The sequence below is a fragment of the Sphingomonas faeni genome, assembly GCF_003053745.1.
GTDB lineage: Bacteria > Pseudomonadota > Alphaproteobacteria > Sphingomonadales > Sphingomonadaceae > Sphingomonas > Sphingomonas faeni.
This window is the reverse complement of the sequence record NZ_QAYE01000014.1, coordinates 13,552-34,758: the sequence shown is the minus strand read 5'-3', so window position 1 is coordinate 34,758 and position 21,207 is coordinate 13,552. Positions and strand designations below refer to the sequence as shown.

Here is a 21,207-nt window from a genome sequence, read left to right as displayed (position 1 = left end):
ATAGGGAAAGGGCGATGGTGAACGGCGGTTATCGACCGATCGCGGTAAGGACAGGATCGATTTTCGCGTTCCGCTCGGCACTCGCGACATAGATATTGGGCCTGTAATCAGCGCGCGGTAGTCCGGTGACAGTGAACAACTCCTCCGTACCAATGTCGATCCTGGCGGCCGAACCGTCGATCGTCTCGTTGCTCAGGCCGCCCAAGAGATGCGCAAGCTCACTGCCTACCGTCGTGGCGCCGATCGCGTCGAACCCGATCATCAGCCCCTCGCCCATGCTTCCGGTCCAACGCCCACCCGCGACATAGACCTTGCCGGCATAGCGGGCGCCATAGGGAGCGACGTACTCCACGAACTTGCGCGTCGGCCCTAGCACGCGAGACTCATACTGAATGACGTGCATCTGGTACGGTCGGTCATGGTCGACGAAATGACCCATGATCCCACGCGCAACGCTGGTGTTCCCGCCGCTGGGCGTATCACGAAGGTCGATCAGCAGCGTGGTGGTGTCGGCGAGCTTAGCCACAGCCTGAGCGAATTGACCGATCGTCTCTTGATTGCCGAGCGAATTGTTGATGCGGATGATGCCGAGTGTCCCCTGGCGCTCGACGCTGACGAGCGGCCCCGCCTGGATGCGCTTCGACTGTTCCGACGATGCAGCCAACTCGACAGCGAGTCGCTGACGCCCGGTCGCCAGTTCCAGCTTGCGGGGGTGCCGGTGGCGCCCGGCGAGGGCTACGTTTAACGCAAAGCCAATCTGCTCTGGGCTGAGTGTCGCGAACGGACGTCCCGTCACGCCCTCGACCGCGGCGCGAGGTGCCTTTCCGTCAATCTTTAGCACCGTCATGCCTGGCCGAATACCTTTGACCAACGCGTCACCGCCAAACCTCGTCTCCCCGATGCGGAAGGTCCTTCCGTCGTAGGTACCGAACAGGTCGGACGACGTAGGGATGGTCGTCCAATCCTCCGCGTCGAACGGTCCCACGACGAAGTGCGGGTCTGCAAAATTGTAGGACACAAGCTGGAGCGTATCGACGAATTCTTTGTCTGAGCGCGCAGCCTTGGCGCGCGCGGCAAAGGCCGAAAGGATGGCATCGCCATCGATCCCGGCGCGATCGAAATAGCCGTACTGCTCATGCAAAAGCTTCTCGAACGATGCCCAGGCCGCCGTGGCGTCGAAGGGGGGCGACTGTGCGTCGTCCGCCCGGACAGGACCCGCAAACAGTCCCAGTAAGAGTGACAGGGCGATGACGCGAGCTCGCGAGCGGAACGGTCTGACGGTTTTCATGCGGCAATTCTCGATGAGGGATGCCCATCGCCGTCCGGCGACGATGCACGGTCCGGTCAGCCTTCTTCCCGAGGCCGGATCAGATCGCGGTCGAATCAAGGACGATGGCGTTCCCGACGACGTTCATCGGAACGTCCGCCAATTTCAAGATGGTTTCGATATCCTTCACCGGCTGGCTCGACCCATGCTCGATCATCGACCGCATCACATTGGCAGCGCCAGGTTTGCCAGCAAGCGTTGCGAAATGACCAAGCCATTCGGCGCTTCCCAGATGTCGGTCGGATTGATGCCGGGCGAGCAGCGGCTTGATGAAATCGAAAAAGTCGCTGCCGCCGCGGCGTCGCGCGACGCCGGACGACGCCAGCGCGAACACCGTCCCGCAGGCGTAAAAGGCACGGCTCTCGTGACGATCGGCAGCTTGGGCGATTGGCTTCGTGCCCAGCTTTACGCAATCGTCCACCGCGTGCTGAAGTTCGCCCAGTGCGTATTCGTGGTTCGCGGCAGCGAGGAGCGTGAAGGCCATCATCTCCGCCCCGCCCTCGGTGATCCACGCATCCGACGGCGCGACATAGCCGACCCCTTCCGACCCCAGCCAGAAATGCGCCATCTCGTGCGCGATGAACCATCGAGTTCTGCGTGCGGCGCGCTCGTTGCGCTCGAGCAAACCCTCGCCTTCGAAGTTCAACACGATCTCACCGGGACGCACGCCACCGTCGTTGATGACCTTTCCGGACGTTGCGCCTCGCCAGCCCATGATGAGCAGCGGCAAGCGCGGATCAGATCGGGCGCCGAGCCTCGAGGCATAGGTCGATGCCACCCGTGGCGCGAACTGCGATACGTCGGTCGTCAACCAGCGCGGCAGGGCAGGATCGGCAAGCATCGCAACGCCTTTGATCGTCTGTACTTCACCCGACCCAAACACGACGTAGGTAGCCGCTCCAGCCAAAGTCGGATCGTTTTGCCGCCTGCCTTGCACGAATACCGGACCGGCATCGTCGTGAAAGCGCACTGGCACGGAGCGCCCGCCGAAATCCTGGACCGTCAAGCCCGCCTCCCTGGCGTCCACGGTCGCTGGATCATCGATCGGTGCAACGTCGAACTGGTCGGAATAAAGCGCTGTCGCACCATTGCTGAAGGCGATGGCGGGGTCATATTCCCGCTCCAACGTCGCGCTGGTAGGGTTAAAGTTGATCCGGACCTTGCGGGGTATCGAGCGACCGTTGCTGGCGACCAGCATGTCATAGGCGCCATGGCGTTCAATCCGAACGCCGGGCGTCACTACCTGCCAGGCCCCTTGCCGCCAAGGCCAATGATCGATCTGTTTTGGCGCAGAGACGGGGAAGACCCAGGCGGTAGCATCGTGAGGAAGGGTATAGTCGACCTGCCAGGTGTTGCCTTTGTGCGATACTTCGGCGGACGGTGGTTCGGACGCCTTTGGGTTCGATGCCGCGACCTGCGCGGCAATCACCATCGTAAGCAACATATCTGTGCGCCCCCTTTTGACCGTTGAAGAGCCAAAAAGCTTTATGTTCGCTGAACACTGCCGATACGAAATGCAGAGCTATGTCCCTTTACTCAGAGGCTGGATATCCATGGGTTTCGGAAAAGGATTAAACTTCCCGAAACTTGATCGTTCGCGAGTAGGTCCCATTGGGGGGCGCTGGTCCCGAACTCCGATCGATAGAGACTACACAAGGTATGAGCCCAGGAGTTGGCGCCTTTCGCCACATAATGGTGAGCGTCGTTGGCATCTATTCCTCCCCCTCGTAGGGCCGGCGTGTGTTACTGGGGTGGCACACATCTTGCTAACCCGAAGCACGACCCTCGCGGACAGGCGCGGGCGTCTACGGGAGCAGGATATGATACCGACCAACACGAGCAGGGTTTTTGCGGCTGGACTGCTGATTGCATCCCTTTCAATCGGAGCCGCAGCTGTGCCACCGCGCACCAGGACAATAACCGACGACTACAGGGCACGATATGACGAGCGTCGTCATGTTTACTGTATCAAGTTCTTTGCTGACCTACCCGCCGCCATGCCTCAACCCGGCCCATCCAGAGATATATGCAAATCACAGGCTGCATGGGCCAAAGAGGGGGTCCGAGTGAGCCGCGCCGGTCGATTTACGCCGTCCTAGTAAAGGTCCTGACGCGGCAGATGCTATGAGAGAGATTGGGGAGGGCACGCAAAGCTCTCAGATGCTTAAATCTGAGCGACTTAGCTCCCTTCCTCAAATTCAATCTCTTTTGCACCGCGGCCCGTGTCACGATTCTTGAAATAGCATCCTTTTCGAGAATGCGTGATTGCCCATAATTGGTCGCTCAAAATGGATTTGTGTTTCTTGATTGCCGACGCTCGTTCAGCAGAGCATCATGGCTGAGTAAGGGTGCCTCTTTGACGAAGCCAAACCGATGTCCAAAATTAATGTGACTGTGATCCTATCCGCAACGTTAATTGGCGCATGCTCGGTGAAACAGCCATCCAAAGTCGTAGTTGCGGAAGTTGATGGTTTTAAGATTAGAACGGACGCCAGTCGCGTAGTGTCTTACAAGCCGAGTGGTCGACGGTTTCTACGTATTAAATTTAATACGTTTGACCTAGTTTTAGATTCAAGGCTTCAGACTCATACCGAAGCAGACTTTATGTCAGTTATACCAACTGGTTATGGTAATGGGAAAGCCAGAGCTTTCGGCGATTATAAACTGCTCTGTACTAATAGTAAATTCTATGCTTGTGGATACAAATTCACCGTCAATAATAAATATATCGTACTAGCATTTAGTGAACCCCCAGCCAACAAAAATGATATTTGGCGATCTATATCTCTGGCTACCTCTTTTCTCAATTCCGGCGGGGCCAGTTAATAGACTTTAAGTAGGTCGTTAACCTGTGCACGTTTCAAAATGGACTTTGGTCACTTAGTTAGTTCATGACAAATCCATGCGGTAATGTCTGCTTAGGCGGTTTGGGCGGACGCAGGCCAATGGTGAGAAAGTCGGCGTCAAGGGCTTTTAGATTCAACGCATTGAGGTAGCAGTCCTTCATCTTTTCGCGAAAGACACCGGCAACAGACCAGAACTTTTTACTGGCTGTCGTCGAAAATAAGTTTCTGACACTGGTGATTTCCTCAGGTGATAGAGTCCAAGCTAGATCTTCAACGACACAATCCGCCACGATTGCGTTGGTTTGACGGAGGTCAGCGGGCACATGTCGAGCGATCACAGGCTTCATCTGATCGTACCATTTGAGCCATCGACCAACCGAGCTCTGTTTCCGGTAGTCGACTTGGATGCCTACATCCGCAAGGGCTCCGGAGGCGACCGCTCCAACGGCACTATCGATAGCCGACCGTATCTCCGCGTCGGACGGCGCATTGTCCCGCCAAAGCGCAATCGCAGCCAAATAGCTGTCTCGGGGAGGAGAAGGAACCGGGGGAACGGGAGCTGCTTGCAGCAGGAGGGCCAGTGCGATCATTGCACCTGTATCCGGCGTACGACGATAGACGGCAACGTCTACTTTCCGCCTTAGGCGCTCCCAAGCGGCGGTTCCGCTTTCCTATTTAATCCGCTCATTCTCGAAACTCGATCCCGATCGAAAAAACGGAATTGGCCGAACGCCTAATTGCGGACGAGCGTTCGGAGTGCGAAAGTCCGCGCTATGGTATTCAATTTTCAAAAATCCGAGGAGGGCTGGATCGCGGAAGGCGGCAAATACCAGATGCGCTATGAAGGGCAGCGGGTTGGTATGCGCTTCATCCTCAGTGTTAATGGCACACGAGAAGCCTCGTTCTACGCCTCAGGCCCTCAACGCTCTCCAGTAAATGGCCCGGAGTATACCTGGACGATCGGAACGTCAGAAACGACTGCCCAAACGGGACTTGGCTTCGAAACCTACGCCACGCTTTACCACGCCTTCTTCGAAGCCTACCAAAGCTCGTTCAAGCTGCCCCCCGGTCGAGTACTGCTCGCCTTTGACCCCGAGCTCGAAAAGAAAGAATGGATACGATTGGGTCCATAGCGATGATGCAGCTCTCCTCCCGAACCTAGGCATCCCCAAAATTCAATCGATTCCGAGAACGCCGATGCCTTCTCGGCCCCTGTGCATTATTCGGACACAGATTCACAGTAGCTCGATGTGGGGCGCTTCTCGCCATCACGCGCCGGCGGTAAAAAGCTTGTTAATTATGAAAAAGACAGCGGCAGTTACGGTTCACCGGATGTTACCCGGTTCGGGGTTATGCTAAGTCGATATCCCCTGCCTCGAACTGTTTCTATTAAGTCTTGACCATCGTAATGAGCCATCTTCTTACGAAGCCTGCTAACAAAAACGTCAAGTGACCTGACATCATACTCGCTAGACTCACTATCTACATTTAGTAGACTCGATCGGTCTTTTACCGATCCTGGTTCGATAAATAGTTTTACTAATATTCCATATTCTGCATTTGTTAGATCTATAACATCACCTACTGGGGAAAATAGGAGACATCTATCCCTATTTAATATCCAGCCCTCATACGAGAGTTCCGATCCTGAGGCGCTACTTCGCTCAGCGGAGACCTCAATTAGTTTTTGCGCATCAGTTATGCGACGACGCAACAGTGCACGAACCCGAGCCTTGATTTCACGGGGACTGCACGAAAGAGCGACGCAATCATCGGCGCCTAGTTCCAACGCCAGAACGGTATCGACCTCATCATCAGTTTCGGATCGAACAAACAGGTGAAATAGTTTATCCTTCAAAGAAATCTTCTGGATCAGTGATACAATGTCATCGTCGGGTACAATTGCATCAACTATGACTAGATCATACGCATTCTCTGATAAAAAGTCACTGAGATCTTGAGCTGTATTTGCCTGTTGTATTTCATAAAGCTGTTGTGAGAGATATTCCTTGATGGCGCCACTCTCGCCAGGCGAACCAACTAATACTATTCTCGGCTTTTGAGCGCTTGGCTGCTCGCCAATCATGACCGCGTCTATAACTGAGATGTGTTCGTTGTCAGGCATAGGATGGTTCTCGAATTAACCCGAAGGCAGCCTTAACGCAGGTTCAAGATAAAAAAACCCTAGCTTGCATTTTCCAGAGCAGGGCAAGGAAATTAGTGGTTAGCGGTAGGCCGCTTGAGCATGGACGCGAGATAGCGCTGGAATGCTGCCCTCGCCCTAGAAGTTCACCAACGGTGCTACACGATGTATCATTTTTGTCACATTCGAAATTAGAAGTTCATCTTCCTGTCATTTTATGACGGCGATCTCTTGCGCATACCCCTTTAAAACGGCTTAAATTCAGTAAGAAATAGAAAAGCAGGTCAGGGGTTCTACCATGAAATTTTATCGCCTCCTCGGCGCCACGGCACTTACCGGCGTTGCCCTAATCACCCCGAGCACCGTCTCGGCTCAAACGCAGCCTTCGGCGATGCAGGCGCAGTCAGATGCCGCTTCCGTAGACGCGTCGGCGGAACCATCCGCGCAGAACGCCCCGAACACTGCCGTTGCAACGGGCGAGGCGACGGCTACGAACACTGGCGATATCCTCGTTACCGGATCGCGCATCCGCTCACCAAATATCCAGTCGACGTCGCCGATCACGACCGTATCCGGCGAACAGCTTTTCCAGACCGGAAAGGTGTCAGTCGGCGATACGCTGAACGAGCTGCCTCAGCTGCGTAATACGTTCAGCCAGCAGAACTCGACCGTGAGCTTGGGTGTGCGCGGACTCAACCTCATTGATCTTTACGGCCTTGGTACGCAGCGGACACTCGTTCTCGTGAACGGTCGTCGCCACGTCGCCGGCGACATCTTGAACAGTGGCGTGTCGGTCGACATCAATACGATCCCGTCGGATCTGATCAAAGACATCCAGATTCTCACTGGCGGCGCTTCTGCTACCTACGGCTCCGATGCCGTCGCGGGTGTCGTTAATTTTGTCTTGAAGGACGACTACGACGGCCTAAGCCTTCGCGGCCAGTCGGGCATCAGCAAATATGGCGATGCTGGCGCGCAGCTGATCGGGGCTATCGCAGGCAAGAACTTTGGGGGCGGACGTGGTAATATCACCGTCAGCGCCGAATATGCACATCAAGAGGATTATTACGCGAGCGGCCGGCCTAACGTCAAACAGGTCAACGGCTTCGTCACAGTCGATACTGATCCAGCTGGCTCCGTGAATGGCGCCGACAACGTCTTCGATCGCGCATTCTTCAACGACATCCGCTCGACGACTATCTCGACCGGTGGGCAAGTTGGGATCCGGTACCGCCCTGGCTTGGCTGGTGCACCGTGCGGCAACGATGCCGTGGGTACGTCCTACACCTGTTCCTATTTGTTTCAGCCGGGTGGTGCGCTGGCCCAGCAGAATGGACTTCGGGTCGGCCTGGGACCGAACGGCAGCTTCATAAACGGGAATGGATACAACAGTCGTCAGGGACGCCTCTTGGTTCTGTCCCCGGATCTCAAGCGGTACTCGTTTAACGTCCTTGGCCACTATGAGATTTCGCGTGCATTCGTTCCGTTTATCGAAGCCAAGTACTCACGCAGCGACGCACGTGGTTCGCAGAGCGGTCCATTCTTCTCGCAGGGGCAAACCTTGGGAGACGCGACGACTGTAACGGGAGTATCGGACTTTTCGTACTTCACGACCGGCGACGTTAATCGTGAAGGCATTCGGCTCGACAATCCCTATCTCGGTGCCCAAGCCCGCGCGACACTGGCTACGCAGCTAGCGGCGGGGGTGAACTCCGGTGTGAACCCCAACAGCGGGGCTGCGTTTGGCACGACGGCAGGAGGACTGGCGCGACAGAACGCGTCGTTGGCACAAATTGCTGACGGTTCCTATCGCTTCTCCCTCCGTCGCAACTGGCTCGATCTTGGTATTCGCGACGAGCAAATCCGTCGTGAAACCTACCGGATCGTTGGCGGCGTTCGCGGTGATTTCAACGACGATTGGCACTACGAATTGTCGGCCAACTACGGTGAGTTCAAGGAAAAGAATCTCATCCAGGGCAACATCAACACGCAGCGCTATCTGCTGTCTGTCGATTCGACGAGAAACGCAGCCGGCCAAGTCGTCTGCCGGTCACAGGTGGACCCTCGCTATGCAGGAAGCGATGTCGGCGGCAATCCGGCACAGCTCGCGGCAGACATCGCTGCTTGCGTACCTATCAATCCCTTCGGCGATGGTTCGGTGTCCCAAGCCGCCCGTGACTATCTGACAGTCGCGTCACGCGCTCAGGGCAAGATCACTCAGTTCGACGCAACCGGCTTCGTGTCAGGGGATCTTAGCCAGCTGTTTTCGCTTCCTGGCGGTCCAATCGCGTTCGTTGTCGGTGGCGAATATCGCCGCGAAACGAATTATTACGATCTCGATGACTTCACCCAGGCTGGGTACGCTTTCTACAATGCAATCCCCACGCTTAATCCGCCTACAGCGTTTGCAGTAAAGGAAGCTTTTGGCGAGCTACGTGTTCCGCTCCTCAAGGATCTGCCGCTGATTCGTGAACTAACGATCAACGGTTCCGGACGTGTTTCAGATTACAAGGGCTCGGCGGGTACAGTCTATGCGTACTCCGGCGGCATTCAATACCGTCCTGTTGAAGACCTGATGTTTCGCGGAAGCTACTCGCGGTCGGTGCGTGCGCCGAACCTCGGTGAGCTTTATTCCTCGCAGTCGCAGAACTTTACTCCAGCTCCCGACGATCCATGTTCAGCTCGGAATCTCGCAACTGGCTCGGCAAATCGGGTTGCAAATTGCAATGCGGCAGGTCGTCCTGCTGGATACGACTACGTCTATACTGCATCGCTCGAGTTCGTAAGCGGTGGCAATCCGAACCTGAAAGCCGAAAAATCTGATTCCTACACGGCCGGTTTTGTCGTCACACCGTCGTTCGCTCCCGGGCTCTCGATCTCCGCTGACTATTACGACATTACTGTCAAGGACGTGATCACTGCCACGGGTTCACCGCAAGACATCTTGAACCTGTGCTATGATGCAACGTCGTTGGACAATCCCTTCTGCGGACTCTTCCAACGTGCCGGTGCGAATGGCGGTCCTGCGGGCGAACAGCCGTTCCAGGTCCTTCAAGGTTCCCTGCTTCAGTCCACGGCGAACTTTGCCAAGCTGAAGGTGCGCGGTGTTCAGGCGAACGTGAATTACAATCACAAGTTCTCTTGGGGTACTGGTTTTATTCAGGCCGCGTATGTCCGTTCGATCCAGAACGACAACTTTACCAACCCAGCCGATCCATCGTTTAAGGATAGGTTGCTCGGCGAATTGGGTGATCCGAAAAACCGTCTTACGTTCAACGCCGGTGCGAGCGTCGGTAAGGTTGGGATAAACTACGGATTCCGTTACATCGGCGCTGCATATCTCAACACGTATGAAGACTATAATGGTCTAAATGGTCTGCCGCCACAGAACGCGGACTATGCGCCGATCAAGCAGTATCCGGCCGTTGGCTATCATGACATCCGCCTCCAGGCGGACGTGTCAGACCGTTTCAATACGTATATCGGAGTTGACAATATCGGTAACAAGCAGCCTCCTTACGGGTTGACTGGGGTTACCGATGGTTCCGGTATCTACGACGTCCGTGGTCGTTATCTATATGTTGGTGCGGTAGCCAAATTCTAAGTCGTCTTATTAACTCAATATCGGGGGTCGGTGGTTTCCACCGGCCCCCGATCTGCGTTATGCGGTTGTGATGTCGAATAGCGCGTCTCTACAAGTGGTTGATCAGCTCATCGCTGCCCACCGTATTCCGGAAGCTATCTCAGCGCTTGTCGCTGCTGCCGCTCGCCAAGATCGTGAGGCGCTATTTCGCTTTGGGTTTTGGCAGGTGGTTGGAGACATTCTACCGCGTGATCTTGCCGCCGCGCGTATGGCAATCGGCAAAGCTGCGTCTCTTGGCCATCATGAAGCGCAGATGATGCAAATTGCGCTCACAGCGAACGGAAGCGGCGCCCCGCCGGATTGGAAGGCCGCGAGGCTATTGCTGGAAGCGACGTCAGAGGACAATTATCACGCCAGGGAAGTCCTGGGACTGATCCGCGATATGAGCCTGAAGGATGACGGATCACCTGCACAGGCATTGGCTGCCGAACCATTATCGCGTGACGGCACATTATCACGCGTTTCGGCGTTCCTAACGCCGCTAGAATGTCGGCATTTGATGCATAGCGCGGCAGATCTTTTGACTCCGGCACTTGTTATTGATCCGCGAACCGGTCGAAAAATTTCGAACCCGGTCAGAACGTCCGATACTGCAAGTATCGGACCGCTGCGGGAGGACTTAGCGATAAGAGCGATCAATCTGCGCATCGCCGCGCTGAGCGGTAGCTCGGTCTTTGCCGGTGAGGCTCTGACAATTTTGCGGTATCAGTTTAATCAGCAATTCCGACTACACTCCGATATCTTGTCGTCTTCCAATAACCAAAGAGGCAAGACCGTTATTATTTACCTTAATGATGATTTCACTGGTGGACAGACAGTTTTTCCTAATATTAAGATCAGTATCTTACCAAAAGCCGGTGATGCCATAATGTTTTCCAACATATACCCGGATGGCCGTATAAATACGGATAGTAATCACGCTGGAATGCCAGTCCAAAAAGGCAGTAAGTGGATTGCAACACGCTGGATACGTGAGAAGCCGTTTGATATCTGGAAAGGACCAGAGCGAGTGGTGTAAATCCTAATACTGTAAATCTTATATTTAAAATTACGTTATATTAGCCGCATTCAAGATAGTGCATCCCGCCGATCCGGACCGGTTTGGCGGTACGTGGCCACGATGCGTGAAACGGTAGGTTGGCTAACGCCATAAAGGCGGGCCATTTCGGCACCTGACTTACGCCCAGAGACAACGGATTCTGCAATCTCACGGCGTTGCTTCTCAGCTAGTTTGCGCCGGCGCCCACCGATCCTCCCCTCTGCACGGGCCTGGGCGAGGCCGGCGCTGGTGCGCTCGCGGATCATCGCGCGCTCGAACTCGGCGAAGCTGCCGACCATCTGCATCATCATGCGTCCCGCGGCCGTGGTAGTGTCGATCGCTTCGGTCAGCGAGCAGAAGCCAGCGCCTGCCAGCTCGATCCGCTCCATGATGTGCAGCATGTCCTTTAGGCTGCGCGACAACCGGTCTAGCTTCCAGACGATCACCACGTCGCCGTCGCGCAACTGGCCGATCATCTCCAGAAGCTTTGGCCGATCCCACCGCCCGCCGCTGGCGGTCTCCTCAAACACCCGCTTACAGCCAGCTGCATCGAGCGCGCGGCGTTGTGCAGCATTCGATTGGTCGTCGCCCTTGGACACACGGGCATAACCGATCAGGTAGGGTTCGCGGGTCATCCGGTCTCTTTCACAAACGGCCGTATCTGGAGGCAGAAACAGGAGTGACGGGTTTCCGCCGCCTTCCGCCTTTCACAATCCTCTTTCATTAAGCAACCAAAAGGCAAGTGGTTTTTGGAGGATGAAACATGCCCGCACGCATTCCAATGACCGAGCGACAGCGCGCCCTACTGCTTGCGCTGCCCGATACCGAGACGATGGTTGTGCGATATCATGGTCTCGACGCCGAAGACTTGTCCGCGATCGGTATCGCCCGCACTCCTGCGACGCGGCTGAGCTATGCTCTGCAACTTTGCTGTCTGCGCTATCCTGGACGGCATCTGCGCGCCGGCGAGCTGTTGCCTGCAATCATGCTCGACCATATCGCCGACCAAGTTGGGGTTGATGCGGGTGTCATCGCGGACTTCGCACGGCGTACGCCGACCCGCTACGATCAACTTGCCGCCATCAAGGCACGGTTTGGTTTTGCCGATCTGAGCCAGCCGGTTCGCACTTCGATGATGGCGTGGCTGACGACCGAAGCCATGCCCATCGTTGACGGGCGCATTCTGCTCGGCCGACTAATGGACGAGCTGCGCACCCGCCGCATCGTCATCCCCGGTATCAGCGTTGTGGAGCGGATGGCGGCCGAGGCGATGCTTCGGGCGGAAACCGACTTAGTCGCCGCGGTCGACGACACACTCGATACAGAGATGCGACAACGTCTCGACACGCTGGTGGATGACAAGGTGCACGACAGACAAAGCCGCTTTTCCTGGCTGCGCGAACCGGAGCCCCGCGTCGCATCCGTCTCACTCGCCGAAATCCTCGAAAAGGTCGCACTGATCCGGTGGACCGGTATTTCCCGCGTTCTGATCGATCCCCGGTACGAACCACGCCTGACGCAATTCGCCCGCGAAGGTGTGCGCTATACCGCTCAGGCTTTCCAACAGATGCGCCCTCGCCGCAGGCGGGTCATCCTGCTGGCCACGCTGCGCGAACTGGAGGCCACGCTTACCGACGCGGCGATCGCCATGTTCGGCGCTTTGATGGGACGCGCTCACCTTCGTGCTCGCAAACGCCTTGAACAGCGCGTCGCGGTCTCGGGACGCGAGGGACGCGACCGGCTGATTCGCATCGCCACGGTGCTGGAAACGGTCAGCCGGGCAGCACGCGCTGGTGAAGATATCGGCGCGGCCCTCAGGGATATCCTGTCTCTCGACATGCTCGATGCCGATGCGGCGATCATCCGTCGTACCGCCGCACCTCACAGGGATGATGTGCTGAGTGAGATTGCAGCCGAGTACCGGACCTTCAAGCGGGCAGGACCGCAGTTCCTGCAAGCGCTCGATTTCCACGGCCGGGCCGGCACCGCGACATTGCGTAATGCGATGACGGTCCTGTCGGATCTCGATGGCGACTGGCGCAAACCGCTTCCCGCCGACGTTCCGCTCGGTCATGTCGAGCGGCGCTGGCAACGCCATGTCGTGGTTGCAGGAAAGATCGACCGGACGCATTGGGAGATGGCGACTTACGGCGCGCTCGCCAATGCGCTGGCATCGGGCGATATATGGGTGCCGACGTCGCGGATGCACCGGTCACTGGACGTGCTGCTTGCGCCATCGCCAGGCGCGACGCTCCAACCGCCGTTCTCGCTCGGCGATCCACATGCATGGCTCGATCAGCGCGCTGCGCAACTCGACAGCGCCTTGCGCGGCGTAGCCCGGAATCTGGACGGGCGTGATGCCGCCCTGTTCGCCGGGGAGAGATTACGCTTCCCCAAAGAGCAGAAGGGTGATGACAGCGGGGGAGATGAAGGGCGGCACCTGACGCCCGCCTGTTACGGCATGCTGCCTGCTACCCGTATCACCGACGTGCTGTCGCAGGTCGAACGCTGGACCGGTTTCACCCGGCATTTCGGTCACGTTTCAACCGGGTTGCCGCCTGCTGACGAGCGCGCCTTCCTCGCCACCCTGATTGCCGAAGCGACCAATCTAGGGTTGTCACGCATGGCCGAGGTATGCGGCGCAGGATCACGCCGCGCGCTCCTGCGCATGCAGACATGGCACATGCGCGAGGAAACCTTTCGCGCGGCGCTTGCCTGTCTGACCGATGCCATCCACGCCGAGCCGATCGCCGCCTGGTTCGGGCAGGGGCACCGGGCTTCGGCAGATGGTCAGGCCTTTTACCTAGGCGGTCCGGGCGAGGCCGGCGGAACGGTGAATGCGCATTATGGGCGCGATCCCGTGGTCAAAATCTACACCACCATCACCGATCGGTACGCGCCACTTCACCAGACTGTGATCGCCGGTACGGCCGGGGAAGCCATCCATGCGCTCGACGGCATTCTCGGGCATGATAGCAACGCCGATCTGACCGCGCTGCACGTCGACGGGGGCGGCGTTTCCGACATCGTGTTCGCGACCATGCACCTGCTCGGGCTCGACTTCGAGCCGCGTATCCCCCGCCTGTCCGATCGACGCCTCTACGCCTTCGAACCCCCGAAGCGTTATGGCAGGCTCGCACCACTGTTCGGTCACAGGCTCAACCGGGACCTGATCGTCAACCACTGGCCGGATATCGAACGTGTCATCGGCGCAATGCGTGACCGCACCGTCACGCCATCGTTGATCTTGAAGAAGCTGTCCGCCTACCGCCAGCAGAACAGCCTTGCCGCGGCACTGCGTGAGGTCGGGCGGATTGAGCGCACCCTGTTTACGCTGCGCTGGTTTGACGATCCGGAACTGCGTCGCACCGTCACCGCCGAGTTGAACAAGGGTGAGGCACGCAACAGCCTGGCCCGGGCGGTTGCTTTCCACCGGCTCGGCCGTTTTCGCGATCGTGGCTTGGAAAACCAGCAGACCCGCGCAGCCGCGCTCAACCTCGTCACCGCCGCGATTATCCTGTTCAACTGCCGCTATCTCGGTCGCGCCGTTGAAGAAATGCGGCATCGGGGGACCGCCATCGATCCGACTATGCTGTCCCGTCTCTCACCGCTTGGCTGGGACCGCATCAATCTCACCGGCGATTATGTCTGGTCCGATAACCTCGATCTCGACGCCAACGGCCTCATGCCGTTGCTCATCAAACCGCTACCGTGAATCTGTGCCCGAATAATGCAAAGGGGCCTTTTTGAGGCCGCTGCATTGGTTGCCGATCCGGCCTTAGTGGATGTGCTAAAACCTTGGACTGAACCGTCAGATGATGAGTGGCTCGACCAGCTCGCGTGGGACGCCCTAGCAGCTTGCGAAAAGAGCCAGCCCGCCCCTAACTGATCAATGTCCGCTAATAAGCGTTCCTGTCGAACATCGGGTCTGCGAGCGCTACCGTGAATCTGTATCCGAATAATGCACAGGGGCCTGATGGGCTGGGAGCGAAGACGCGCGCTCGACATGCGATCGTCGGCGTCAGTTGAGGTGGAGGCGATCCGGGAGCGCTGGGCCGAGCAGGTCAACGATGCGCTCGAACTAGCGCAGGTGGCCGAGCGGGTCGATCATCGTAACTACGCCCGTCAGCGCGTTGAAATGGAGCCTGCGGTCAAGATGGGCCATGCTTCAGCCGCAATCGAGCGGCGCGCGTACGCCGAGCAGATCGCGGCGGGCGAGGAACCGCACGCCGTCACCCCGCGCGGGCAGATGAACGAGGCGATCGAGGAGAAGCGCGGGCTGGAAACGTATCTCGTGCGCGGCCGGGAGTGGCTGCAGGAGATGGGTCAGCGGCTGCGCGAACAAGGCCGAGCTGGCAGCGCATGGCATGGCGAGCCTGACGATGCGGGCGGGGTTGTAGACCAGTGCCGGCGACGGGTTTGCCCTGCCGGCACCCGACCAGTCACTCCTGCATCAGCAGACGCCAGCCGTCGATCATGGCCAGGACGAGCGCGATCGGCAGCGGCAACGCCAGCGCGGGCATAACCGGGACGGGCCGGATAGTGGCTTCGGACAATGAGATCGGCTATGCAATGTACTAAACAGCACCAATAGTATGATGTGGAGGCCGATATGGCGACCGTACGCAAGACCATCACCCTTACCGAGCAGCAGAACGCTTGGATTGCCGCCCAAATTGATGCCGGCAGCTATACCAATGATAGCGAGGCGATCCGCGACCTCATCCGGCGCGAGCAGGAGCGGAGTCTGGAGATTGAGAGCATCCGCCAGGCGCTAATTGAGGGCGAGCAGAGCGGGGAGCCGGAACCGTTCGACTTCACCGCGTTCAAGCAGCGCAAAGCCGCGCAGCATGGCTGAATACCAGCTCAGCCCGAGGGCGCAGCGCGACCTAGACACAGTGTTCGACTACACCGTGGCGCACTGGGGTTTGTCTCAGGCGATGCTTTACACCGACCTAATCGAAGCCGCCTGCGCCGATCTGGCCGAAGCGCCGCAGCAGGCGCAGGGCTGCGCCAACATCCGACCAAGCTATCGACGGCGCGGGGTCGAGCAGCATGTCATATATTTCCGTCCGACCAGCTACGGTATCGCCGTCATCCGCATCCTGCATCAGCGTATGGATGCGGCTCGCCATCTGTAACCCTGCGAGGCCAATATGATTGATGCACCACCAAGTTATGCCGCCAGAACAGGTCATCGCACAGAAGCTAGTTGCCTGCGGGCTTGATCGCGGCGCGGTATCAGTGGTGTGGCAGGACGAGCTGCAATGCATCGAGATCGTGATCCGCCGCGACGCACGCGCCTCTTCTGACCAGTTTTCCTGCATCCATAAGGCTGCGGCGGCAGAGACTGTAACATTTGCGGAGCAGTCGCTTCAGTCTGCCTATAGCGCCTACACCGTTGAACTATACGTCCGCGCATGATCGCCGAAACTAAGGCGGCTGTCACAAAATTGGGGGTGCTCAATGATTTCCCAAAGCGCTCGCATTATACTGATCTGCGCAAATATGCCGGGCGCTCGAACAACACTGTGGGCTGATGGCGGGCAGCGTCCTCCGGGTGTCAGGCGATTCCGTATCGTTTGATCCTCCGCGCGAGACAGACCCGATGGTCTTCACACGGAAATACGAAAAAATCCTCGCGGTGGTCATGTATGCCACGGCGGTCGGTGATCTCGAAAAGTTCGGTTTTACCGGCAATGCGGCGGTCGCGGACACGGCGGGTAACAGGTGATTTTGGGGCGCAAAAAAATCTGATGAACAGCGAGCCATTCTCGCTTTACGTTTCGACCCGTCCGAAAAGGGCTACCTTTACTATCATTGGCGCTAGTCACGCGGTGTTCCTGTGACGGTCGAGGAGCGAGAAGCGTATCTCTCGATCCCGGCGCTGAGATCACGGCGTGCTTGGAGAAAGAGCATTGCTGGTCGCCCTACTTCGCCTCCGCGTCCATTCCAGTCTGTGCAGCGCAAACTGCCACCATGCCAATCAGCATGGTTGTGATGACACTACTTATTGGCCTCCCGTTAGCGCCCTCTGGGCTGGCCGAACTTCAAACCACTGGGGGACTCGCTCGTGCAGTCGGCGGCTTGCTGGCCGTCGTTTTCGAGCGCGAATCAAATTCGCAAAATTCTTGGAAAAATCGGTGCCTGATCCCGCTGACGAAGTTCTGCGAATGAGCGCGCGAGCCTACCGACCTCGGCGACAGCAAGAAGCCTATAAAGGGGGAAATGTGGTTCGGTGTGACCGACCAGCCCGTGTTCGCGATCGCCGGTTTCTGGCGACAGGTCGGCGACCGGCGCTACTTCGCGATGGTCACGTGTGACGCGAACGAGCTGGTGGCGCCGATCCACCCCAAGGCAATGATCACGATCTTGCGGCCGGACAATCACGATCGGTGGTTGACCGGTAGCTATGAAGACGTCCTGTCCTTGCAACGGCTGTATCCTGCTGACCGCATGACGGTGCGGGGGCCGGCGTTCCCGACGCGCACGGTGACGCCTCGGCTGATCTAAACACGGTCCCCTTGATCCCGCTCAGGTTTTGGCCAGACCAGGTTGGGCCGGATCGACCTCCAGCTTCGTGTCGCCGGGTTCGAAGCGGATCGTCCAACGGGGATACCCTTCCGGCGAAACTTCAATGTCAGGCAGGCCGATCGGATCGGTACCTGTTTCGACCCAGCCAGCACCGTGGCACCGGTCGCATGCCATTCGCTTGCACCGGAAACTGACGAGATCGATCTCGGTATTCCACTGCCCGCGGCCCTTGCAGACCAGGCACATGGCATCGAGGCTGCCGTTGCGGGGCTGGAGGGGTACTATGTCGAACGCATGCGGGCTGTCAGGTCCGTCGCAGTAAACGATGTTGCTGGCGTGGGGCATGCGATCTCAATCTTTAGTTTCGTACTTTAACGCCGGGTTTCATCGTGCAGATCCCGTTACGCTGTCATCTTCCTCCGGAAAATTCGTCTCATCTACCGCCGTCTGAATGTTGTTCAGCTTCCGCCCAGGGTGTCAGCGCCAGCCGCTGCCGGAACTCATCAAGGCATCGGGCGCGACGGGTCGGCTCCTCATCGTGCAAGTAGCGCCGCATGTCGGCCTCAAGTCGAACTGCAGCGGCAAAGCTCCCGTCTTTGGTCGGCGTTATCATTCCCCGGATCGCCGCGATGTCTTCTTTCAGCTGCTCCTGCTCACCGTGGGTGAATGCGTCACTGTCTACGATCAGCTTGGCCGACATGATCGCCGTCATCATGGGGAAGGCGAAACCGGGACCGAAGTGCATGAGGAAGAGCGCTACCGCCCGACCGGTCTTCGTGACGGGGTAGATGTCGCCATAGCCTGTGGTTGTCGCTGTGGTGAATGCCCACCAGAATGAGTCGACCGCGTCATACTTACCTTCGGCAATTTCAAATATGATGGCTGACGTAGTGACGGTGACGAAGTAGATTACCGCGACGAGGAGAAACGATCGGCCCATTAGCGATGCGAGTTTCTTCATAGCCCACCCTCGTTGGCGCCCGCCCCCGGACAACTGCGATGAAGCGTATCGCTGTTCACGACATTGATCCACCAATGTGGTAAACGTGCGCTTGAAGGGAATGCAACTACGCTCGAACCGTCGGCACCTGAGCGATGTCGGTCGTCCACGCCGGCGCATCTCCGACCGCATCTTCCATTCGCGCTTGAACCCCTGCGACGCCGTCACCGCTGTCCATGTGCCGAACTTGGCGTTGATCGCGTCGAGAGCCCCCATCAGTCGATCGCGCTTGGCCGTATCCTTTTCGAACAGCGTGCGCGGCCGCTCGTCCTCGGGAAGCAGATCGTCAAGCATGATGCCGGCCTTCGTGTAGGCGTAGCCGTCGCGCCACGCCTTCTCCGCGCCGCGTCTGGCCGCCGCGATTAGCTCGAGGCTGTCGTTCGTCATCGGGTGCAGCGTCACCATCCGCGATGCGCCGTATTGGGGCCGATCAGGCTTATGCGTGTTGGTATGAAAGAACGCGGTCAGCCGGGCCGCGACCAAACCGTGCGATCGCAGCTTCTCGCCAGCCCGCAACGCGTATTGCGACAGGGCGCCCATCATCCGCTCGAAGTCGCAGATCGGCGTCCCGAACGACCGGGTGACGGCCATGCCCTTGCGCCGCGGCTCGACCGCTTCGACCGCATTGGACGGTACCCCACCTAGCTCGGCCACCAACCGCTCGAGAACGACTGTCCCGACGGCACGCGCCTGCTTCATCGGCATGTCTCGCAGCGCGCCAGCGGTGTCGATCCCCAGGTCGATCAGCTTGCGTGCAGTGGCACCGCCTACGCCCCATACATCGCCGACGGCGAACGTATGCATCACGTCGCGCCGTACGTCGTCGTCACGAAGATCGGCCACCCCGTCGGACTCCGGGTTCTTCTTGGCTGCCGCGTTCGCCAGCTTCGCCAGCGTCTTTGTCTCCGCGATGCCGACGCAGGTGAGTATCGTCGTCCATAGCTGGACCTGCGCCCGCATGGCGTTCGCGTGGGCGACGAGGTCACGCCCCTCAAAGCCAGCAAGATCCAGGAACGTCTCGTCGATTGAGTAGATCTCGAAGTCGCGGGCGAAAGCCTCACAGGCGGCGATCACCCGGCGCTGCATATCGCCGTAAAGCGCATAGTTCGACGATCGCACCTGAATGCCATGCCGCCGCACCTTGTCGCGCAGGTGGTGGATCGGATCACCCATCTTAATGCCCAGCGCCTTCGCCTCGGCCGATCGCGCAATGGCGCACCCGTCGTTGTTCGAGAGCACGATGACCGGCACGCCGACCAAGCTGGCGTCGAACGCGCGCTCGCACGAGACGTAGTTGTTGTTGCAGTCAATCAGGGCGATGGGCGTGCTCATGCCATCTTGCGCGCGACGCCGACGACCGTGCCCCAGATCTCGACATGCTCATCGACTAGAATGTCCGCGAACCCTTCGGCCTCGGGCACGAGCCAATGGCGGCCGTCGCCATAGCGCAACCGCTTCAACGTCCGGTCGCCGTGCACCAGCGCCACGACAATCGCACCGGCCTTCGGCTTTTTGGCTCGGTTCACGACGATCAGATCACGGTCGTTGATCCCGGCACCGGACATGGACCGGCCATCCACGCGCATGATGTAGCTCGCAGCCGGATGCTCGACGAGCCACGCGCCCAGGTCGATCGGTTCCTGCATGTCGTCCTGTGCGCGCGACGGAAACCCGGCTTGCGTATGGACAAGGAAGAAAGGCACCTCGCACGGCACCAGTTCGAACGGGACGTCGTGAAGCCGCAGCACCTCGTCACGACGGTTCAGCGCAACGACTACCGGGCGGTCTGAGTTGGTCGAGCGCATGATCTATAGGATCGCGGCGAAGAGGACTGGTCGTTGTACGCAGCCAGAACCGACCGTGCGTCCTGGGCAGCGCCCACGGCCTGCCGGTACTCCACAGTTGCGAACCGTTCGGCCTCGTCGAAGCTGAATTGCACGGCATCAACAGGTGGATAGACGTTGTCGTATGTTGCGCGGGCAGCCGCTCTCAGCCGCACATCGTGCTGCATTTCGTTGCTCCGTCAGTATCGAGTTGCCGGTCGTGGCCTGTCCCTAGCCAGGCGCGGTCCCCGTTGATTCGCAAGAACATTGCAAGAACATCAATCTGATGCGATTGGCGGCCCAACGATTCGAGGGACGCGAGAATGATCGATCATGACGAGCCGAAGCCAGCGTTTGGCCAGTGGCTTATGGCGCAGAAAGACCGAAGCGATCTCGTTGGCCAGTTGGCCGCCGGCGCCGTCGTCGATCGGCGCTTTCCCCGCAACGGAAATCCGGAGGCCGTGCGCAAACATCTCAGCGCCATGCAAGCTGAGGGCGACATGTTCGCCGCGGTCGACGACGCCGAGTCCGACTGGTTGTCGGCTTGATGCAGGACGCGTGGCGGCAGGCCTTCGCGCTGATGGCCGATCATGGCCAGATGGGCGCATGCAAGATCGTGGCGTCGGGTATGGAAAAGACGCCACCAAGGCGGCGGGGAGCAGTACCGACAGTGGGAGGTTTTAGCCGACTGCCTGAACACTGTAGCAGACGCCAGCCGGACGAAGCACTGATGAGAGTGGTTCGATGATCGCCCTCGCACCAGCCACGACGTTCTCATGCACGGTGACCCGCGTACACGACGGCGATGGGCCTTTATGATGCTCGAACGGCGTCAAGGTTCGGATTGCCGGC

19 protein-coding genes are annotated in these 21,207 nt (G+C 58.4%); 11 read left to right on the top strand and 8 right to left on the bottom strand.

What is annotated here, in order from left to right; all coding sequences use genetic code 11:
• Positions 1 to 28: 28 nt before the first annotated feature.
• The 3 genes from C8J25_RS18735 to C8J25_RS18725 form a co-directional block, all read right to left on the bottom strand.
• Positions 29 to 1,288 carry a S41 family peptidase gene (locus tag C8J25_RS18735; protein WP_107955877.1) on the bottom strand — a complete coding sequence of 420 codons (1,260 nt, stop codon included), beginning with the start codon at positions 1,286 to 1,288 and terminating at the stop codon, positions 29 to 31.
• Between the two features lie 79 nt (positions 1,289 to 1,367).
• Positions 1,368 to 2,771 (bottom strand): hypothetical protein, encoded by a 1,404-nt coding sequence (locus C8J25_RS18730; RefSeq protein WP_107955876.1) that lies wholly within the window; start codon positions 2,769 to 2,771, stop codon positions 1,368 to 1,370.
• Between the two features lie 1,440 nt (positions 2,772 to 4,211).
• Complete coding sequence (locus C8J25_RS18725) at positions 4,212 to 4,763, bottom strand: hypothetical protein (protein ID WP_107955875.1); 552 nt, start codon at positions 4,761 to 4,763, stop codon at positions 4,212 to 4,214.
• Positions 4,764 to 4,946: 183 nt separating this feature from the next.
• Here C8J25_RS18725 and C8J25_RS18720 point away from each other — a divergent pair, with 183 nt between their 5' ends.
• Positions 4,947 to 5,306, top strand: a complete 360-nt coding sequence (locus C8J25_RS18720; RefSeq protein WP_107955874.1) for a hypothetical protein — start codon at positions 4,947 to 4,949, stop codon at positions 5,304 to 5,306.
• A gap of 185 nt (positions 5,307 to 5,491) precedes the next feature.
• On the opposite strand, the gene C8J25_RS18715 is transcribed toward C8J25_RS18720, so the two are convergent.
• Positions 5,492 to 6,298 carry a response regulator transcription factor gene (locus C8J25_RS18715; protein ID WP_107955873.1) on the bottom strand — a complete coding sequence of 269 codons (807 nt, stop codon included), beginning with the start codon at positions 6,296 to 6,298 and terminating at the stop codon, positions 5,492 to 5,494.
• 316 nt (positions 6,299 to 6,614) lie between these two features.
• Here C8J25_RS18715 and C8J25_RS18710 point away from each other — a divergent pair, with 316 nt between their 5' ends.
• Positions 6,615 to 9,920, top strand: a complete 3,306-nt coding sequence (locus C8J25_RS18710) for a TonB-dependent receptor domain-containing protein (RefSeq protein ID WP_107955872.1) — start codon at positions 6,615 to 6,617, stop codon at positions 9,918 to 9,920.
• A gap of 70 nt (positions 9,921 to 9,990) precedes the next feature.
• On the top strand, positions 9,991 to 10,977 hold the full coding sequence (locus C8J25_RS18705; protein ID WP_107955871.1) for a prolyl hydroxylase family protein: 987 nt from the start codon (positions 9,991 to 9,993) through the stop codon (positions 10,975 to 10,977).
• A gap of 50 nt (positions 10,978 to 11,027) precedes the next feature.
• Here the strand turns inward: C8J25_RS18705 and C8J25_RS18700 are convergent, their stop codons facing one another.
• A complete protein-coding gene (locus C8J25_RS18700) occupies positions 11,028 to 11,633 on the bottom strand; it encodes a recombinase family protein (protein WP_107955870.1) in 606 nt (201 codons plus the stop codon).
• 128 nt (positions 11,634 to 11,761) lie between these two features.
• Here C8J25_RS18700 and C8J25_RS18695 point away from each other — a divergent pair, with 128 nt between their 5' ends.
• The 7 genes from C8J25_RS18695 to C8J25_RS18665 all read left to right on the top strand — a co-directional run bounded on the left by C8J25_RS18695 (position 11,762) and on the right by C8J25_RS18665 (position 17,511).
• On the top strand, positions 11,762 to 14,713 hold the full coding sequence (locus C8J25_RS18695; RefSeq protein ID WP_244187218.1) for a Tn3 family transposase: 2,952 nt from the start codon (positions 11,762 to 11,764) through the stop codon (positions 14,711 to 14,713).
• Positions 14,714 to 14,959: 246 nt separating this feature from the next.
• Positions 14,960 to 15,523 (top strand): MobA/MobL family protein, encoded by a 564-nt coding sequence (locus C8J25_RS18685; RefSeq protein WP_107955868.1) that lies wholly within the window; start codon positions 14,960 to 14,962, stop codon positions 15,521 to 15,523.
• 87 nt (positions 15,524 to 15,610) lie between these two features.
• On the top strand, positions 15,611 to 15,856 hold the full coding sequence (locus C8J25_RS18680; protein ID WP_107955890.1) for a type II toxin-antitoxin system ParD family antitoxin: 246 nt from the start codon (positions 15,611 to 15,613) through the stop codon (positions 15,854 to 15,856).
• A complete protein-coding gene (locus C8J25_RS18675) occupies positions 15,849 to 16,139 on the top strand; it encodes a type II toxin-antitoxin system RelE/ParE family toxin (RefSeq protein ID WP_107955867.1) in 291 nt (96 codons plus the stop codon). The genes C8J25_RS18680 and C8J25_RS18675 overlap by 8 nt, the downstream gene beginning before the upstream one ends.
• A 22-nt stretch (positions 16,140 to 16,161) precedes the next feature.
• On the top strand, positions 16,162 to 16,422 hold the full coding sequence (locus C8J25_RS18670) for a hypothetical protein (protein ID WP_146173402.1): 261 nt from the start codon (positions 16,162 to 16,164) through the stop codon (positions 16,420 to 16,422).
• 115 nt (positions 16,423 to 16,537) lie between these two features.
• Positions 16,538 to 16,732 carry a hypothetical protein gene (locus C8J25_RS20435; RefSeq protein ID WP_146173401.1) on the top strand — a complete coding sequence of 65 codons (195 nt, stop codon included), beginning with the start codon at positions 16,538 to 16,540 and terminating at the stop codon, positions 16,730 to 16,732.
• A gap of 494 nt (positions 16,733 to 17,226) precedes the next feature.
• On the top strand, positions 17,227 to 17,511 hold the full coding sequence (locus C8J25_RS18665) for an SOS response-associated peptidase family protein (protein ID WP_341871548.1): 285 nt from the start codon (positions 17,227 to 17,229) through the stop codon (positions 17,509 to 17,511).
• Between the two features lie 21 nt (positions 17,512 to 17,532).
• On the opposite strand, the gene C8J25_RS18660 is transcribed toward C8J25_RS18665, so the two are convergent.
• From C8J25_RS18660 to C8J25_RS18650, 3 genes are all read right to left on the bottom strand, one after another.
• Positions 17,533 to 17,877: a hypothetical protein gene (locus tag C8J25_RS18660; RefSeq protein WP_107955865.1), complete on the bottom strand. Its 345-nt coding sequence runs from the start codon at positions 17,875 to 17,877 to the stop codon at positions 17,533 to 17,535.
• A gap of 88 nt (positions 17,878 to 17,965) precedes the next feature.
• On the bottom strand, positions 17,966 to 19,864 hold the full coding sequence (locus C8J25_RS20975; RefSeq protein ID WP_208622644.1) for a Y-family DNA polymerase: 1,899 nt from the start codon (positions 19,862 to 19,864) through the stop codon (positions 17,966 to 17,968).
• Positions 19,861 to 20,337: a LexA family protein gene (locus C8J25_RS18650; protein WP_107955864.1), complete on the bottom strand. Its 477-nt coding sequence runs from the start codon at positions 20,335 to 20,337 to the stop codon at positions 19,861 to 19,863. Before C8J25_RS18650 ends, C8J25_RS20975 begins: the two co-directional genes overlap by 4 nt.
• A gap of 341 nt (positions 20,338 to 20,678) precedes the next feature.
• Between C8J25_RS18650 and C8J25_RS18640 the strand changes: the two genes are divergently transcribed.
• Positions 20,679 to 20,903: a YozE family protein gene (locus C8J25_RS18640; protein ID WP_107955862.1), complete on the top strand. Its 225-nt coding sequence runs from the start codon at positions 20,679 to 20,681 to the stop codon at positions 20,901 to 20,903.
• Positions 20,904 to 21,207 lie beyond the last annotated feature (304 nt).

What these genes read in the sequence shown, in the direction of transcription:
- C8J25_RS18735 (WP_107955877.1), bottom strand. Translation starts at nt 1,288, where the DNA reads ATGAAAACCGTCAGACCGTTCCGCTCGCGAGCTCGCGTCATCGCCCTG.
- C8J25_RS18730 (WP_107955876.1), bottom strand. Translation starts at nt 2,771, where the DNA reads ATGTTGCTTACGATGGTGATTGCCGCGCAGGTCGCGGCATCGAACCCA.
- C8J25_RS18725 (WP_107955875.1), bottom strand. Translation starts at nt 4,763, where the DNA reads ATGATCGCACTGGCCCTCCTGCTGCAAGCAGCTCCCGTTCCCCCGGTT.
- C8J25_RS18720 (WP_107955874.1), top strand. Translation starts at nt 4,947, where the DNA reads ATGGTATTCAATTTTCAAAAATCCGAGGAGGGCTGGATCGCGGAAGGC.
- C8J25_RS18715 (WP_107955873.1), bottom strand. Translation starts at nt 6,298, where the DNA reads ATGCCTGACAACGAACACATCTCAGTTATAGACGCGGTCATGATTGGC.
- C8J25_RS18710 (WP_107955872.1), top strand. Translation starts at nt 6,615, where the DNA reads ATGAAATTTTATCGCCTCCTCGGCGCCACGGCACTTACCGGCGTTGCC.
- C8J25_RS18705 (WP_107955871.1), top strand. Translation starts at nt 9,991, where the DNA reads ATGTCGAATAGCGCGTCTCTACAAGTGGTTGATCAGCTCATCGCTGCC.
- C8J25_RS18700 (WP_107955870.1), bottom strand. Translation starts at nt 11,633, where the DNA reads ATGACCCGCGAACCCTACCTGATCGGTTATGCCCGTGTGTCCAAGGGC.
- C8J25_RS18695 (WP_244187218.1), top strand. Translation starts at nt 11,762, where the DNA reads ATGCCCGCACGCATTCCAATGACCGAGCGACAGCGCGCCCTACTGCTT.
- C8J25_RS18685 (WP_107955868.1), top strand. Translation starts at nt 14,960, where the DNA reads ATGCACAGGGGCCTGATGGGCTGGGAGCGAAGACGCGCGCTCGACATG.
- C8J25_RS18680 (WP_107955890.1), top strand. Translation starts at nt 15,611, where the DNA reads ATGGCGACCGTACGCAAGACCATCACCCTTACCGAGCAGCAGAACGCT.
- C8J25_RS18675 (WP_107955867.1), top strand. Translation starts at nt 15,849, where the DNA reads ATGGCTGAATACCAGCTCAGCCCGAGGGCGCAGCGCGACCTAGACACA.
- C8J25_RS18670 (WP_146173402.1), top strand. Translation starts at nt 16,162, where the DNA reads ATGCACCACCAAGTTATGCCGCCAGAACAGGTCATCGCACAGAAGCTA.
- C8J25_RS20435 (WP_146173401.1), top strand. Translation starts at nt 16,538, where the DNA reads ATGGCGGGCAGCGTCCTCCGGGTGTCAGGCGATTCCGTATCGTTTGAT.
- C8J25_RS18665 (WP_341871548.1), top strand. Translation starts at nt 17,227, where the DNA reads ATGTGGTTCGGTGTGACCGACCAGCCCGTGTTCGCGATCGCCGGTTTC.
- C8J25_RS18660 (WP_107955865.1), bottom strand. Translation starts at nt 17,877, where the DNA reads ATGCCCCACGCCAGCAACATCGTTTACTGCGACGGACCTGACAGCCCG.
- C8J25_RS20975 (WP_208622644.1), bottom strand. Translation starts at nt 19,864, where the DNA reads ATGAGCACGCCCATCGCCCTGATTGACTGCAACAACAACTACGTCTCG.
- C8J25_RS18650 (WP_107955864.1), bottom strand. Translation starts at nt 20,337, where the DNA reads ATGCGCTCGACCAACTCAGACCGCCCGGTAGTCGTTGCGCTGAACCGT.
- C8J25_RS18640 (WP_107955862.1), top strand. Translation starts at nt 20,679, where the DNA reads ATGATCGATCATGACGAGCCGAAGCCAGCGTTTGGCCAGTGGCTTATG.